This is a genomic window from Chloracidobacterium thermophilum B (genome assembly GCF_000226295.1).
GTDB lineage: Bacteria > Acidobacteriota > Blastocatellia > Chloracidobacteriales > Chloracidobacteriaceae > Chloracidobacterium > Chloracidobacterium thermophilum.
In genome coordinates this window covers 1,369,048-1,384,543 of sequence record NC_016024.1, presented here as the reverse complement: position 1 = coordinate 1,384,543, position 15,496 = coordinate 1,369,048, and the positions used below count along the sequence as shown (strand labels likewise).

Annotated in this window: 10 protein-coding genes and 1 pseudogene; 4 read left to right on the top strand and 7 right to left on the bottom strand. The window is 61.5% G+C overall.

Annotation, left to right across the window (positions count from 1 at the left end):
* Positions 1–43: 43 nt before the first annotated feature.
* Positions 44–1,204, bottom strand: a complete 1,161-nt coding sequence (locus CABTHER_RS05750; protein ID WP_187288340.1) for a M48 family metallopeptidase — start codon at positions 1,202–1,204, stop codon at positions 44–46.
* 165 nt (positions 1,205–1,369) lie between these two features.
* Here CABTHER_RS05750 and CABTHER_RS05745 point away from each other — a divergent pair, with 165 nt between their 5' ends.
* Both CABTHER_RS05745 and hisB read left to right on the top strand, forming a co-directional pair.
* Positions 1,370–3,343 carry a M1 family metallopeptidase gene (locus CABTHER_RS05745; protein WP_228374029.1) on the top strand — a complete coding sequence of 658 codons (1,974 nt, stop codon included), beginning with the start codon at positions 1,370–1,372 and terminating at the stop codon, positions 3,341–3,343.
* A 16-nt stretch (positions 3,344–3,359) separates the two neighbouring features.
* Entirely contained in the window at positions 3,360–3,950 is a 591-nt protein-coding gene (gene hisB, locus CABTHER_RS05740) for an imidazoleglycerol-phosphate dehydratase HisB (protein WP_014099658.1), read from the top strand.
* An 11-nt stretch (positions 3,951–3,961) separates the two neighbouring features.
* Here the strand turns inward: hisB and CABTHER_RS05735 are convergent, their stop codons facing one another.
* Together CABTHER_RS05735 and aceE are read right to left on the bottom strand one after the other, a co-directional pair.
* Entirely contained in the window at positions 3,962–4,996 is a 1,035-nt protein-coding gene (locus tag CABTHER_RS05735) for a hypothetical protein (protein WP_014099657.1), read from the bottom strand.
* 6 nt (positions 4,997–5,002) lie between these two features.
* Positions 5,003–7,678 (bottom strand): pyruvate dehydrogenase (acetyl-transferring), homodimeric type, encoded by a 2,676-nt coding sequence (aceE, locus tag CABTHER_RS05730; RefSeq protein WP_014099656.1) that lies wholly within the window; start codon positions 7,676–7,678, stop codon positions 5,003–5,005.
* Positions 7,679–7,931: 253 nt separating this feature from the next.
* On the opposite strand from aceE, the gene CABTHER_RS15650 reads away from it, so the two are divergent.
* Together CABTHER_RS15650 and CABTHER_RS05720 are read left to right on the top strand one after the other, a co-directional pair.
* The gene (locus CABTHER_RS15650) at positions 7,932–8,747 is read left to right on the top strand and encodes a formylglycine-generating enzyme family protein (RefSeq protein WP_014099655.1); all 816 of its coding nucleotides are present in this window, start codon (positions 7,932–7,934) and stop codon (positions 8,745–8,747) included.
* A 154-nt stretch (positions 8,748–8,901) separates the two neighbouring features.
* A complete protein-coding gene (locus tag CABTHER_RS05720) occupies positions 8,902–11,460 on the top strand; it encodes an ATP-binding protein (RefSeq protein WP_014099654.1) in 2,559 nt (852 codons plus the stop codon).
* 246 nt (positions 11,461–11,706) lie between these two features.
* Here the strand turns inward: CABTHER_RS05720 and CABTHER_RS17395 are convergent.
* From CABTHER_RS17395 to CABTHER_RS05700, 4 genes and pseudogenes are all read right to left on the bottom strand, one after another.
* Positions 11,707–12,195: pseudogene (locus CABTHER_RS17395) on the bottom strand (class I SAM-dependent methyltransferase); the annotation flags it as partial.
* Between the two features lie 112 nt (positions 12,196–12,307).
* The gene (locus tag CABTHER_RS05710; RefSeq protein ID WP_014099652.1) at positions 12,308–13,282 is read right to left on the bottom strand and encodes a Gfo/Idh/MocA family protein; all 975 of its coding nucleotides are present in this window, start codon (positions 13,280–13,282) and stop codon (positions 12,308–12,310) included.
* A 4-nt stretch (positions 13,283–13,286) separates the two neighbouring features.
* Positions 13,287–14,369 carry an alpha/beta hydrolase gene (locus CABTHER_RS05705; protein WP_014099651.1) on the bottom strand — a complete coding sequence of 361 codons (1,083 nt, stop codon included), beginning with the start codon at positions 14,367–14,369 and terminating at the stop codon, positions 13,287–13,289.
* A gap of 45 nt (positions 14,370–14,414) precedes the next feature.
* Positions 14,415–15,461, bottom strand: a complete 1,047-nt coding sequence (locus CABTHER_RS05700) for a methyltransferase (RefSeq protein WP_187288338.1) — start codon at positions 15,459–15,461, stop codon at positions 14,415–14,417.
* Positions 15,462–15,496 lie beyond the last annotated feature (35 nt).

The window sequence follows — 15,496 nt, the reverse complement described above, 5'->3', positions numbered from 1 at the left end:
TCCACTCGCCACTCGCTACTCGCCACTCACCACTCGCCACCCGCTACTCGCTACTCACCACTCGCCACCCGTCACTCGCCATACTCAGCGGTGAACCATCGTCAGGCGGGGGATTGTTGTCCGTGCGCCGCCGGAGCGTCGGACGGTTCGACGGCTCAGACTTCTGCGGACGGTCAGCCGGGGTATTCATCTCGTCATCCTCTTCCGGCGGTGCATCCGGCTGCCGCCGCCGCAGCGTCGGACGGCTTGGCTGATCATTGCCGCCACCGGGGCCGATGCGCCGCCCGGCATCCGGGGCAATTGCCCCCAGGCGGGCTTTCACCCGCGCAAATTCCGAAGAACTGATGATGTATTCGTCCCGTGGGGGAAAGGCGGCCGTCAACTGGCGCATCTTGGCGGCCCGTTCCTCAGTGGGCGGATGCGTCGAAAACACCGTTGGAATTTTCTGCTTCGGGTCCTGCTGGGCCTTGAGTTTCTCAAAAAACGCAATGAACTCATCCGGGTCATAGCCGGACGCCCAGGCATACTGCGCGCCGAGCATGTCCGCCTCGAACTCGGCATTGCGCCCGAACTTGAGAAAGGTCAGCGGGACGAGGATGTTGGCTGCGTTGGCCACGAGGACACCCGCGACGCCCCCCACAAAGATCAGAGGAATCATGCCGAACTGCGCCAACTGCCCCTTTGACACCTGCTCCGTGGCGTGCCGTGCGGCGACGTGCGCAATTTCATGCGCCATGACGCTGGCGACCTGGGCTTCATTGTCAGCCGCCAGAATCAGCCCCTTGTTCACGTAGAAATACCCACCCGGCAACGCAAAGGCATTGACTTCGGGCGAATCCACGACCTTGATGGTAAACGGAACTTTGGCATCGGAGTTGGAAGCAATCGTCTGGCCCAGGCGATTGATGTATTCAACCACAACGGGGTCGGTGACGAACTTGAGCTGGCGATCCAGTTCGGCGGCCAACTGGGCGCCAATCGCCATTTCCTTTTCCTTCGAGTAGAAGTTCAGACTCCCCTTGTTGATGTCGCGCTTGCCAATCATCAGGGGGTTTTCCTTCTCGCTGAGCTTGCGCGTCACGGGAGAATTGGTCTTTTTGTCCTTGTCATCCGCCCGGACACCCATCGGCAGAACCGAACCCACGAGCAATCCGGTGATGAGCAGCCAGCTCATCCGCCTGTGAAAACGTCGTCCTGAGAACATGCCGAACTCCCTTCTCTGCTGAATGCTCATGTTCCGTACAGTGATCTACAGAAAGCTTCGCGTGGCAACGCTTGTCGCCGGCAACGGCGGATGCCACCATAGCGGGCATCCGGTTTGCACCCCGCGTATTCTGACACGTCCCACGCTCCCAAAGGTTTGAAAATGTTGCCTGTTGCCCGGACCACCCCGTTACCAACCATCAGAAGCCTGTGGCGTCTGGTGTGGTTTTGTCTGTTCGTCGGGCTTGTGCCACCGCCGGCCACGGCGACCACCGACCGTCAGGAAACGGCTCCGCTTTCGGATCGGCGTGTACGTTACCAGATTGACGCGCGACTCGATACCAGGAAAAAGGAAATCCACGGACGTGAGCGCCTGACCTGGCGCAATCCGGCCAATCACCCGGTGCCGGACCTGCACTTTCACCTCTACCTCAACGCCTTCCGCGACGAAAACAGTTCCTTTCGACGCGAATCAAAGGGCGGCGAGTTGCGCGGGGAGGTTATGGACCCCCGTTTCCCAGGTGCCATTGACCTGCTCAGCGTGCGCACTGAAGACGGCGTTGACCTGCTTCCACGGGGCGAGTTCATTCACCCGGACGATGACAACGCCGACGACCGGACGGTATGGCGTGTCGTGCTGCCGCAGCCGGTGCCGGCCGGCGGCTCGATCACGCTCGACATCGAGTTTTTGGCGAAGTTACCCAAGGTTTTTGCCCGCACCGGCTACTACGGCAACTTCTTCATGGTGGCCCAGTGGTTTCCCAAACTGGGTGTCTATGAGCCGGTTGGCATGCGCCGCCGGACGACTCCCGGCTGGAACTGCCACCAGTTTCATGCGACGACGGAATTTTATGCCGATTTCGGCGAGTACGATGTGACGCTCGACATACCGGCCAACTTTAAGGTCGGGGCGACCGGCGTCGAGCGTGAACGCCAGCCGCTGCCTGACGGACGCATGCGCTACCGCTTCGTCCAGGGCGATGTCCACGACTTCGCCTGGACCTGCTCGCCGGATTTCATCGTGGCGGAAGAACGCTTTGAAGTCCCTGACCTGCCGCCGGTGCGGCTTATCCTGCTGCTTCAGCCCGAACATGCTGACCAGCGGGCCCGCCACTTTCGCGCGGCGCGGATTGCCCTGGAGGATTACGGCCGGCGGATTGGCCCCTACCCTTACGAAACCCTCACTATCGTCGATCCACCCCTTGGTGCGAGCGGCGCCGGAGGGATGGAGTACCCAACACTCGTCACCGTTGGAACGCGACACAACATCTCTGACGACGATTTTCAAGGCCCTGAAGTCATCCTCGTCCATGAGTTCGGCCACCAGTACTGGTATGGCATGGTCGCCAGCAACGAGTTTGAGGAAGCCTGGCTCGACGAAGGCATCAACACCTACTGCGAAGCCGACATTATGGCCCGGCATTATCCCACACAGCAGGGAATATGGTTGCGCTTCGCCGGGCAACCGCTCTGGCGCTTGCCGGTGCAGGTCACCGACTGGTCATTCCGCCGCGCTGAGCTGTTCTTCCTTGGTCCGCCCGGCATTCAAAGCGCGCCGATTCTCACCCCCGGTTGGAAGTTTCCAGACATCTCTCTCTACGCCTTCAATGCCTACTCCCGGCCAGCCCTGACGCTCAAGATGCTGGAGGGCTACGTCGGCTCCGAAACGATGCAGCGCATCCTGAAAACCTACTTTGCGCGCTGGCGCTTCAGGCACCCGACATCGGAGGATTTTTTCGATGTGGCGTCCGAAGTTGCCGGTGAAGACCTCACCTGGTTTTTCGACCAATACTTTCGCGGCACATCCCTGCTTGACTACGCCGTTGAATCCCTTGACGCCCGTGAAGCCGTCCTCGTACGCAAGGGCGAAGCCATCATGCCGCAGGTCATCGAACTGCGTTTTGCCGACGGCAGTGTGCGGCGTGAAACATGGGATGGCCGCAGCGAACGCCACCGCCTGACGACCGAAGGGGAGTTGCTCTCCGTGGTCATTGACCCGGATGACACGGTGCGGCTGGACATGAACCCGGCCAACAACAGTCGTACCCGCCTTTCTGTCGCGCGCGCCAATGCCAGCCTCCTGACCCGCGCCCTGACCCTGATGCAGTGGTTTCTGCACGGCGCGGTCAGCCTGATGTAATCCTTCCAAACCGAACATGACGCACCGCACAGCCTCGCTCACCCGACGCACCAATGAAACCAACGTCGCCGTCACGCTTGACCTGGACGGCACGGGGATTTCCCGCATCACCACCGGCATTGGCTTTTTCGACCACATGCTGGCGCAGCTTGCCCGGCACAGCCGCCTTGACCTCGATATTCACTGCGATGGCGACCTCGACATTGACGACCATCATACCGTCGAGGATGTGGGCATCACGCTCGGACAAACCCTCGCCCAGGCGCTTGGCGACAAGGCCGGCATTGCCCGCTTCGGGCACGCCTACGCGCCGCTGGACGAAGCCCTGGCGCGCGCCGTAGTGGATGTCTCCGGCCGCCCCTACCTGGTCTACGACGTGGACAACCCGCGCGAACGGATCGGTACGTTTGCCGTCGAAATGGCCGAACACTTCTGGCGCTCTTTGGCCTTCAACGCCGGGCTGACCCTGCACATTGCCCTGCTCTACGGACGCAATCAGCACCACATTCTGGAGGCGACGTTCAAGGCCGCCGCCCGCGCCCTGGGAGCCGCCACCCGGCGCCTGGCCGGACAGCAGGACATCCCTTCAACCAAAGGCGTGTTGTAGGGACTTCAAGCTCAACTTCGGCGCACACCAAACTCAGCCGTGAACCGGCAGGCGTCCGCCCCCCGCCCCAGGCTGGCGTGGAGTCGGCTGCGTGGCGCAAGCCACCGGGGCAGCACGGCATCCAGCGTGGACTGGTCAAAGGCCGCGCACAGCGTACACAGATGCCGCCCCAGCGCCGGGTCGCGCCCTTCGGCCGCCAGCACGACCTGCGTCTGGGTCTGGAAAGAGCAGGTGCGGATGTGCGTTTCCACCACGAGCGGCGGGCCGCCCAACCACGCGCCGACCAATCCAAGCAGGCCCTGCAAAGGCTGAAGGTGCGTTTTTGACAGGTCATGCTCGGCAAAGACGCCATTCCGCCCAAGCCGTTCCCCGGTGGCACGGGGCGCATCGGCAATGCCTTTCAGAACCTGCGTGAAAAAGAAGTCGGTGAGCTGCTGCCCAAAGGCCGGGGCAATCCGCTCCACCAGCACTGGCAGGTCCAACCGGGCATCGAGTTCGGCCAGCACGAGCGCCGCCCGGATGGTTTCGGCGCTCTGCGCCGCGCGCGCCACCAGGGACAACTCACACCAGGTGGCCCAGGTTGCTTCGGCTGCGGGTTGCTGCCGGGCCAGAACAGTTGCGGCATTGAACCGCGCCAGCCAGTCGGACGGCAGGCTGGAAATTTCACCCAGCGCAGCTACATCAAGCGCCGGACGAAACGGCAGGGTTGGCTGCAGGTGCTCCCAGAGCACGCGGCAGTCCTCCACGAAGTCCGCCTGGTAGCGAACGACCGCCGGAGCGACTGCCGGCAGGTCGTCCAGCGTCAGCCCGGCAACCGACAGGAGCAGCGTATGGGTTAACCGTTCACGTTCGGCCGTGGCCACCCAGTAGAGCACCGCCGGACGAAAACCGGGAAAGCGGTCGGCATCGAGTTGCTCTTCCGGGCCGAAATAGAGATCGGCAAAACGCTGTGCTTCAAAGAGCGCTGCCGCCCGACGCAGCGCCAGGGCCCACCGGTGAACCTGTGTGGCGGCAAGCTGCGTGGACGGCAGAGCAAGGGTTTCCACGGGGTTCTAACGTCCGGCAACCGGCTCCGGCACGGCCGCTTCGCCATAGAGTTCCGCTCCGGCACGAGCGACCTCATCGAAGCCCAGTTTGCCCATTTCGGCCAGTTTGTAGAGCGCCGCATACACAATCGAAGCCGCATCCACCTTGAAGTGACGCCGCAACTGCTCGCGGGTGTCGCTCATCCCGAAGCCGTCAGTTCCCAGGGGCAGAAACGGCTGGCGGACCCAGCGGGCGATGCTGTCCGGCCAGGCTTTCATGTAGTCACTGACGGCAATGATGGGGCCTTCGGCATTGGCCAGAACCTTCTGAAGGTACGGCACCCGGGGCTTTTCCAGCGGATGGGCCAGATTCCACGCTTCGGTCTGTAACGCATCGTCGCGCAGCGCGCGGTAACTTGTTGCCGACCACACATCCGCCGCCACGTCATAGCGTTCGGCCAGAATACGCTGGGCTTCGAGTGCCTGCATCATCAGCGCGCCACTGCCGAAAATCTGGACGATGTGGCGCTTGGCGTCGAGGCATGGCTTGAACAGGTACAGCCCGCGCAGGATACCTTCCTCCACACCGCGCGGCATGGCCGGCATGGCGTAGTTTTCGTTGTACACCGTGATGTAATAGAACACGTCCTCGCCCTGCTCATACATCCGCCGCAGCCCATCGCGCACAATCGTGGCAATTTCAAAGTGAAAGGCCGGGTCGTACTGCACACAGCACGGCACGGTCGAGGCCAGAACGTGGCTGTGGCCGTCCTGGTGTTGCAGGCCCTCGCCGTTGAGCGTGGTGCGTCCAGCCGTTGCTCCGATGAGAAAGCCCCGCCCACGGGCATCGCCCACGGCCCAGGCCTGATCGCCGGTGCGCTGGAAACCGAACATCGAATAGAACATGTAAAACGGAATCATCGGCTCGCCGTGGGTGGCATAGGACGTACCAGCAGCCATAAACGACCCCATCGCCCCGGCTTCCGTGATCCCTTCTTCGAGAAGCTGTCCGTCTTTGGCTTCGCGGTAACTGAACAGCAGGTCGGAATCCACCGGGTCATAGAGCTGTCCCTTGGCAGAGTAAATGCCGACTTTCTTGAACAGGAAGTCCATCCCGAACGTCCGCGCCTCATCGGGAATGATCGGCACGATGCGGCGGCCGATGTGCTTGTCGTCAAGCAGCTTGCGCAGCAGACGCACGATGGCCATGGTCGTTGAAACGGGCTGCTGATTGGCAACAGCAAACTCGGCGTAGAGGTCTTCCCGGGGCAGTTCCAGCGGCTTCGACCGGACAACCCGCCGGGGCAGTTCCCCCCCAAGCCGCCGGCGACACTCGCGCAGGTATTCGACTTCCAGCGACTTTTCCCCCGGATGGTAGTAGGGCGCATCACCCACCTGGGCATCGGGAATCGGGAGCGCCATCAGATCGCGGAACTTCCGGAGTTCGGCTTCGGTCAGCTTCTTGAGCTGATGGGTTGCATTGCGGCCGGTGGCGCTTTCGCCAAGCATCCATCCCTTGACCGTCTTGACGAGGATGACGGTCGGCTGCCCCTGGTGTTCGACCGCTGCCTTGTAGGCCGCATAAATCTTCAGGTGATCGTGGCCGCCCCGGCGCAGCCGCTCCAGGTCGCGGTCCGACATGTGCTCGACCATGGCCAGAGTGCGCGGGTCTTTGCCGAAAAAGTGCCGCCGGATGTAAGCGCCGCTTTCGACGGAATACTTCTGGAATTCGCCGTCGAGCGTGGTGTTCATAATGTGCAGCAGCGCGCCTTCGGTATCTTTGGCCAGCAACGGGTCCCAGCGGCGGCTCCAGATGACCTTGATGACATTCCACCCGGCACCCCGGAAGACGGCTTCCAGTTCCTGAATGATTTTGCCGTTGCCGCGTACGGGGCCGTCGAGCCGCTGCAGGTTGCAGTTGACGACAAACACAAGGTTGTCGAGGCCCTCACGGGCGGCAAGGTGCAGCGCGCCGAGCGCCTCCGGCTCGTCCGTCTCGCCATCGCCCAGAAAGGCCCACACCCGTGACCGGGAGGTATCGGCAATCCCACGGTTGTGCAGATAGCGGTTGAAGCGCGCCTGATAGATGGCATTGATGGGCCCCAACCCCATGGAAACCGTCGGAAATTCCCAGAAATCCGGCATCAGCCGCGGATGGGGATAGCTCGAAAGCCCTTTGCCCAGCACTTCCCGGCGGAAGTGTTCGAGTTGTTCAACGGTCAGGCGTCCTTCCAGAAAGGCGCGGGAGTAAATGCCCGGAGCGGCATGCCCCTGGTAGAAAATCTGATCGCCAGCGCCTTCGCCGTCTTTGCCCTGGAAGAAATGATTGAATCCGACTTCGTAGAGGCTGGCCGACGAAGCATAAGTGGCCAGGTGTCCGCCGATGCCGGGAAAGTAGTGATTGGCCCGTACCACCATCGCCACGGCATTCCACCGTACGATGCGCCGGATGCGCAGCTCCATTTCCTCATCCCCCGGAAACGGCGGTTCCTGCTCCGGTGAAATCGTGTTGATGTAGGGCGTCTGCACCAGTTCAGGCAGTCCGACGCGCATCAGGCGCGATTTTTTGAGTAGCTTGCGCAGCAGAAACTGCGCCCGCTCACGGCCTGCCTGATTGACCACCTGCTCCAGGGCTTCAAGCCATTCGGCGGTTTCCTGTGGGTCGGCATCCGGCAACTGTTGCTTGAATTCGTCGAGATACATCGGCGAAGACCTCCCGGCTCTCACGGTTGAACTTGCGTTGGAATCCTGCCTGGCAGACTGGCAGATGGGCACGTTGTTTGTACGCCAAGATACAATCAACGGCAAGCGGCCATTGGCTGCGCTTCCGTCTCCGGCGGCGGATGACCGTTCCCGGTTCCTTCGGGGCGCATCCAGCGGCAATCTGCCAACGCCTGACACGGTGCCAGACCGGATGCACGTGCGCCGCCGGTCTGGTAGGGTCTGACCGAACGCCATGCGCAACACTTTCGGTTTCTGGTTGCTTGTATCCAGTCTCTGGCTGACGGCCTGCCGGGTCCGGCCGGCTGAACCGCCTTACCAGATGCGGTTGCCGCCGCCGGGAATGGTGCTTGTTCCCGGCGGGGCCTTTGTTCGCCGTGATGACGCCGGCCGTGGACATCTCACGGTCGTTGCGCCATTTTTTCTTGACCGCACCGAGGTGACGAATGCCGAATTCCGGCGCTTCGTCATGGCTACTGGCTATCAGAGTGAAGGGCGCTGGGCGCTTTACGCCACACCGGGACGCGAGCAGCACCCGGTCGTGGCTGTGACGTGGAACGATGCCGTGGCCTATACCCGCTGGGCTGGAAAGCGGCTGCCGACCGAAGCCGAATGGGAATTCGCTGCCCGTGCCGGTCGCCCTACGGCGCAGTACGGCACAGCCGGGACAGGCACCGTCCTTGCCGGCGCGGCCAACTTTGGCCACATCGCCGTCAACCCGAAACGCATGCCATTACGTGGCATCCAGACCACACCGGTAGCCACGTTTGCTCCCAATCCTTTCGGGCTTTATGACCTGTCCGGCAATGCCGCCGAGTGGTGTCAGGACTGGTTCGATGCCGATTACTACGCCTTTGGCCCGTCCCACAATCCACCCGGGCCGGACTTTGGACGCGGACGGGTCGTGCGTGGCGGTTCGTGGAATGACCGCGAGGACTATCTTCAGCTCACACGCCGCTACGGACTCCCTCCCGGCACGATAGCCTTCACCCTGGGGTTTCGCTGCGCGGCCGATGTGATGCCTCCATCTCCCAAACCATCCCCAAAGTGATGCCTGTGCCGTGCAGTCCCTATGTTACCTGTCGGCAACTTACAGGAGAAAAGGTTGCCTGACGCCACAGGATGACAGTAAAAAACCGGACAATGACCTGCCATGGCAAGGTTTCCCAGATAGCTCCGCCGAGGAGTGTTTTCCTGTGGCCGATATGACAGAGACGGGCTTGCTCAGACCCGGGCACTATCTTTTCGACCCTGAGGGGCGGCTGTGCCATGCGGCGGTTTTCCCTGATGGTGCTCCAGGCACAGACACGACCACCGTTGCCGGGGAACACACGGCCTTTGACCTTTCGGCCTCACTGTCGTCTCCATCTCTGCTGCCGGATTTACACACGCTGGTGCAGGCTGTGGCACAGGAGACAGACGCCCAACCCCGGTCGGTGCACCTCACGGACGATCTCGTGGCGACAGCCTATCCGGTCATGTGGCAACAGGGGAAGCTCGTGGCCGTGGTCGTCTCGCCAGCAGCCGTTTCCCAGCCCTACTACCACCCGGCGCTGGCCGTGCTCAACATCAGCCGCTCGATCCACGCCGGCCACACCATGACGGCCATCTTTGAGACGGTTGCCCGTGAAGCCATCAAGTTCCTGCCCTTCGACCGCCTGAGCATCACGCTCTTTCGGCCCGACACGAATGAAGTCGAAATTTACGCCCTGCACGACGACGGCACGAGTTCGGTACAGGCGGGCAGCGTTGTGCCGGGGGATAACACCGTAACCGCCTGGGTCGTCCGGCATGGGCAGCCCGTTGTCACACCGGACATCCGGCAGGAAACGCGCTTTATGACCTACCAGGACTGGACGGCTCAGGGCTACCGTTCAACCCTGTGTCATCCCTTGATTGTGGGAGGCAACGTTATCGGTACACTCAACTTCACGAGCCGGACAGTCAACGCCTACAGCGACGACACCCTCCGGCTGGTGGCACCCCTTGCCGAACAGGTCGCCATCGCCATCAGCAATGCCCAGATGCAACAGCGTCTGCGGCAGGAATCCCGCCGCCTGCGCCGCATCGTCGAAGTGGCCAATCAGGTCAAGCACCATCTCGGTCTGGAAGGTTATCTGAGCGTTTCCGAAATTCTGCGCTGGATGTGCGAAGTCGCCTGCGATCTGGGCTGGGAGCGCGCCCTGTTCTGCCTGCGTGACCCGGCGGCGGCTTCAGCGGATGACTCCTTCATCGCGGCTTTTGCCGGGGCCTTCACCGAGGGGCAGCAGATTGAACTCGATGTGCTCAAAAGCCAGCGCACCCGGGTCGGCGGCTTTTCGACCACGCCCGGCGCACGCCTGTCGGGCGTTCACCGGCGTATCGGAGACCACTCGTTTCTACTTGGCCGCCAGGCAGAATCTCCGTTGCGGATGTGGCACAGCGGCCCCATCGTCGTCGTCCCGCTGGCGCTGGAGGGCAAACTGTTCGGCACGTTCAGCGCTGACCGGCTGGGCGCTCCACCTTCCCCGGAGGAAGTCGAAATTCTTGAGCTTCTGACCGATCACGCGACGGTTGTGCTGCACAACTCACGGCTTATTGCACAACTCCGGGAGCAACTGGCTGAAACCCAGCGGCTACGGGAGCAGGAACGGGAATATCACCTTCAGATGCGCCAGACGGAACGGCTGCGGGCGCTGGGGGAACTGGCTTCGGGCGTGGCGCACAACTTCAACAATGCCCTGACCATCATCCAGGGGCGGATTGGTCTGCTCAAAGCCAGAGCGACGGACGAAACGACGCTCCGTTCGCTCGACATCATGCACAAGGTGACCCAGGACGCGGCCAACATCGTCAAACGCATCCAAGACTTTGCCCGCGTCCGTGAAGGCGATTCGGACTTCGAGCGGCTTGACCTGAGCCAACTCGTGCAGGAAACCATCGAGGCCACCCAACCCCGGTGGATGCACCGCTCCGGCAAATCCTCCATTCACGTTACCTGCCAGGCGCCATTGCCGGTGTTCATCCTGGGCAATCCGACCGAGTTGCGTGAAGTTGTCACCAACCTTCTGTTCAACGCCCTGGATGCCATGCCCACCGGCGGCGAGATCATCATCAACGTCTATCAACAGGGAGACGTGGCCAAACTCGTGGTGCGCGACACGGGCACCGGCATGAGTGAAGAGGTCAAAAAACGCATTTTCGACCCGTTTTTCACGACCAAGGGGAAACAGGGCACGGGTCTGGGGCTGAGCGTCTCGCACAACATTGTCAGCCGGCACCGGGGGCGGATTGAAGTTGAAAGCGAACCGGGACGTGGAACGACATTTTTCCTGACCTTTCCGTTGGCGCCGGTATCCCTGACCCAAACCCTGATGACCGCCCCACCGCTGCCTGCACTGCCCTCCCAACGGTTGCGCATTCTGGTCGTTGACGATGAACCGCCGGTGGCGGAAACCATTGCGGAGATGATCAAGCTCCTGGGACATGAGGTACAGGTCGAGACCGCTCCGCGCCGGGCCCTGCAGCGACTGCGGCTGGAGGCTTTCGACGCGCTCTTTACCGACCTCGGCATGCCCGACCTGAACGGCTGGCAGTTCATCGCCGAAGTACGGGCCCTGAACCTGAACCTACCCATCACGCTCGTGACCGGTTGGGCGGACCGGATCACGCCGGGAGAACTCCAGGCCCGGCGTGTGCGGCTCATTGGCAAACCGGTTGATATAGGCATCATCGAGCGCACACTGACCGAAATCGTAAGCGAACTCAGGACGACGCTGCACTAGGGAGCGTACCCAGGCCCGTTTGCGCGCCGTACAGATGAGTGAAACCCCGACGGGCAGACTGAACAGGCTGATCAACCATCGCTCGATGCCCAACAGCCGGATGAGCAACCCATTGAGCCACGTCGGCAAAGGACGCAGGTCGCTTTGCGGACGCACCCCCTGCTTGCGCAGGCTCTGCCAGAAACGCAGCAACAACACCGGCAGGAACAACCCGCACATGAAGTGGCTCAGCCGCTCGACCTCAAACCCCATGGCCTGAAGTTTGTCGCGCAGTTCCCGTGGGGCATAGCGGCGGCGATGATGCAGGGCTTCGTCGTGCGGACTCCAGAGAAACCCATACGCCGGTACGGTGATGATCACCGCTCCCCCCGGCTTGCAGACCCGGTGGAGTTCAGCCAGGGCGGCCAGGTCATCGTCCACGTGTTCGAGCATGTCAAGCGCCGTCACCACATCAAAGGTATCGTCGGCAAAACACAGTTTCTCGACGCGGCACCGCGCCAGATGGGAAAGCCCCCGCTGCCGTGACCAGTGGAGCGCCTCCGGCGAGACATCCGTGCCGATGACCCGCCCGAAGGCACGCAGCATCTCGGCATTGGCCCCCGTCCCGCACCCGGCATCCAGCAGCCACCGCTCGGAAGTGGCCGCCGGCTGACGGCGCAGTGCCGCCGCCACCCAATCCCGAACCAGCGCGCGCCGCCCGACAAACCACCAGTAGGTCGTTTCGAGCTGGAACATCCGGCGGTATTCATCAATGTCCATAATCCGATTCCACCGTGGTTGCCCGGAGTCGCCCAGGGGGGCGGGGAAGCTGTCAGCGGCGCAGGGCGAAGGTGAAACGCCCTGCCCCTTACGTTGGAACGTCCACCCAATGCCCCAGTCCGGCGCGGCGGGCATGGGCAGTGATTTCCGCCCGTACCTGAAGCGCCAGTTCCAAAGCCGCCTGTCCGGCCCGTCCATCCACCAGCGGCTGCCGGCCCTGCCGGATGCAGGTGATGAAGTGTTCGAGTTCGGCCCGCAATGGCTCATCGGGTGCGACCGTAACCGCGCGGGGTACAATGGCTGGCGGCGCGGCCGCCCCTTGGGAACGGACGACCTCCAGCGCCGTCACCTGCTGGGTCAGGCAGTCGACCGAAACATACCCTCCGGCGTGGAAGCACCGCAGCTTGCGTACCTTGTCGAGCGAAACGCGGCTGGCCGTGACATTCGCCACACAGCCGTTGGCAAACTCGATGCGGGCGCTGGCAATGTCAACTTTTTCTGTCAGCGCCGGAACGCCGACGGCATGGATAGTGGCCACCGGTGCATCCACCATCCAGCGCAGCAAATCCAGATCGTGGATCATCACGTCGGCAACAACATCAATATCCAGGCTGCGGGGCGTGAACACGCTGAGGCGGTCAATCTCAAAAAAGCGGGGCTGGCACACCAGTGCCTGGGCAGCCTGAAGCGCCGGATTGAACCGCTCCAGATGGCCGACCTGAAGAATGACGCCGGCCTGCTCGGCCGCCGCAATCATCTGCCCGGCTTCTTCAAGTGTGACGGCAATCGGCTTTTCGACCAGGACGTGCTTGCCTTGGGAAAGCAACGCCACTGACAACGTGCAGTGGTCACAAGTGGGGACAGCCACGCTGACCGCCATCACCCGTGCGGCAAGGTCCTGCCAGTCGGCAAAGTAAGCAACACCATAACGGTCAGCTACGGACTGTCCGACTTCAGGACGCAGGTCACACACCCCAACCAGTCGTACCCCCGGCAGGCCGGCGTAAAGCCGGGCGTGGTGCTGCCCCAGGGCGCCGACGCCAATGACGCCTACCGTCACCATGTGCTTACTGACCAGTTCCCTTGCCGTCCACTTCCTTGCCGGCTGCCGGAGGCGCGACCGGCGGGGCTGGAGCCGGTGACGGAGCAGCATCCGGGAGCGGGATCACCGGAAACCCACGCTGGGCAAAAAAGCTGCACACCCGCTCGTTGTAAAGGTCAGCATCCTTGCCGGCCAGAGGAATGTTGCGTGACCTCGGAATGTCAATTTGTTCACAAACAGAGGGGCCAAGCGCCAATACCACTTCTTGTGCAGCCTGTTGGAAGACTTTAGGCTGACTGCCGGCGATTAAGACTGCCACGCTCTTGCCTTTGCTCTGATAGTTGGCAGCCTGACTGCGAACAGAACCAGTGTCATAAATCCCCCCCTGATTGATCTGCAATCCAATGTCGAGCAGGCCATTCGTGATGAAGTTGTCAAGACCGAGCAGATCACGGGCGCGGAGGTGTGCAAACTCGCGCACGGAATTATAAGGCATATCGGCCACAACAGCCTTGACCGAGTCATTCTCACCACCCACCATCAGCGATGCATAAGCCCCGACATTGACTCCATAAAGCCCAATCCTATTGGGATCAATCAAAGGTACTACCCCGCCCTTTGGAGATGGAACCTTGAAGGTTTTGAAGAATTCCACAGCGGCTGCCAAATCTTTCTTTTCAGACGCCCCAAGAGTTGTCACAAGATTTGTGCTCTCACCATGTGCCCGGAGGTCATAGACAAGCACGTTGTACCCCCGCTCCCAGAGCCGATAGCCCAGATCCATCATGTCAGCCCGTGAACTTCCCAACCCATGGGTGATGACGATTCCGGGTAGTCCGGCACCACGGATAAAAACCCACCCATTGAGGGTTCCACTGGTGCCGGAAATCTGAACCTCCTTCCAGGTAAAGCTGACCACTTTCCCCCAGTTGTCCGGTAGTTTTTTTGGAAAGTCCTTAATCGAAAGCAGCGTGCGGTTGGATTTAGTAATGGCGTTGACAGCATACACCGTATAGCCAACTGCAGCCACAATGGTAACAACAATGGCCGGAATAAAAATCTTGAGATAAAGAAAAATGACGCGCGTTTTTTTCCTACGTGGTGGCATTGTTTATGCTCTCCCAGATGCTCCGAGAAGGTTCAGGACGAGAAACTAGGGTTTATGTCCTGAAATTACGTGGTCAAACCAGCAGGCCTGCTCCAGCGGCGTCACTGTAATCCGCAGGAAACCAGACTGGTTGAGCCACAGGGCGAGTTGTTCAGCCGAATAGGTCGCCCCTGACATCATGTTGAGACTGAAGAGTGCGGCAAACTGGGCGGCGGCGGGAGAGGGTGCATCGGGCGTCATTTCCTGGACGATTACGCATCCACCTGGATTGAGGGCGGCGTAGCTTTTCTTTAGTACCCGCAGGATATGCCGCTCCCCAAGCCCGTGCAGAACACCGGACAACAACACGACATCGTAGCCATAGCCATAATCGGCATTGACGAAATCCCCGGACCGGACGCGAACCCGGTCGCGAACAGCCGACTGCTGAATCAGTTCGTCAGCAATGGCGACGACCTCCGGCAAGTCAAACACCTCGGCTGTCAGTCCCGGATACTGCTCGGCAAAGCGGAGTGCGTACGAACCAGCCCCACCGCTGACATCAAGCAGACGGGTGTAGCCGCTCAAGTCCACCGCCCGGCACAGCGCCTCGGCCTGTCCGCCCAAGGCAATCTCGTGCATAGCCAGCACCCAGGCCCGCTCAGCCGCCTGGCGTTCATCATTCGGACGCACCAAATCGAAAGCCATTTCACGCGGGCCGATTTCACCGGTGCGGAGCAGATGCTCAAGTTCCCCAAACCGGGCCCACAAGTCGGCAAAGTAAGCCAACAGGTGTCCCTGATAGGCTGGCTTGCCGCGCACGAGAAACGTCGTTGCCAGGGGGCTGTTCCGATACTGCCCAGACTCATCCTCGATGACCAGTCCCAAGCTGGCACAGGCCGCCAGCAGTTTTTCCGCCCCGGCTGGTGTCAACCCACAGGCTCTGGCCAAGTCAGACCCGCTTTGCGGGCGCGCTTCCAAGACATCAAAAACCGACAGCCGATGGGCGGCAAACAGAACGCCGCTGCTCCAGAAAGCCGTCCCCAACCGGTAAAGCGGCTCTGGCGTGATGCAAGTCGCTCGTCGTGAGCGACGTTTTGGTGATGTGGACATGCCAACTCCAGCTATGCGGCCTGGACTATCCGGGA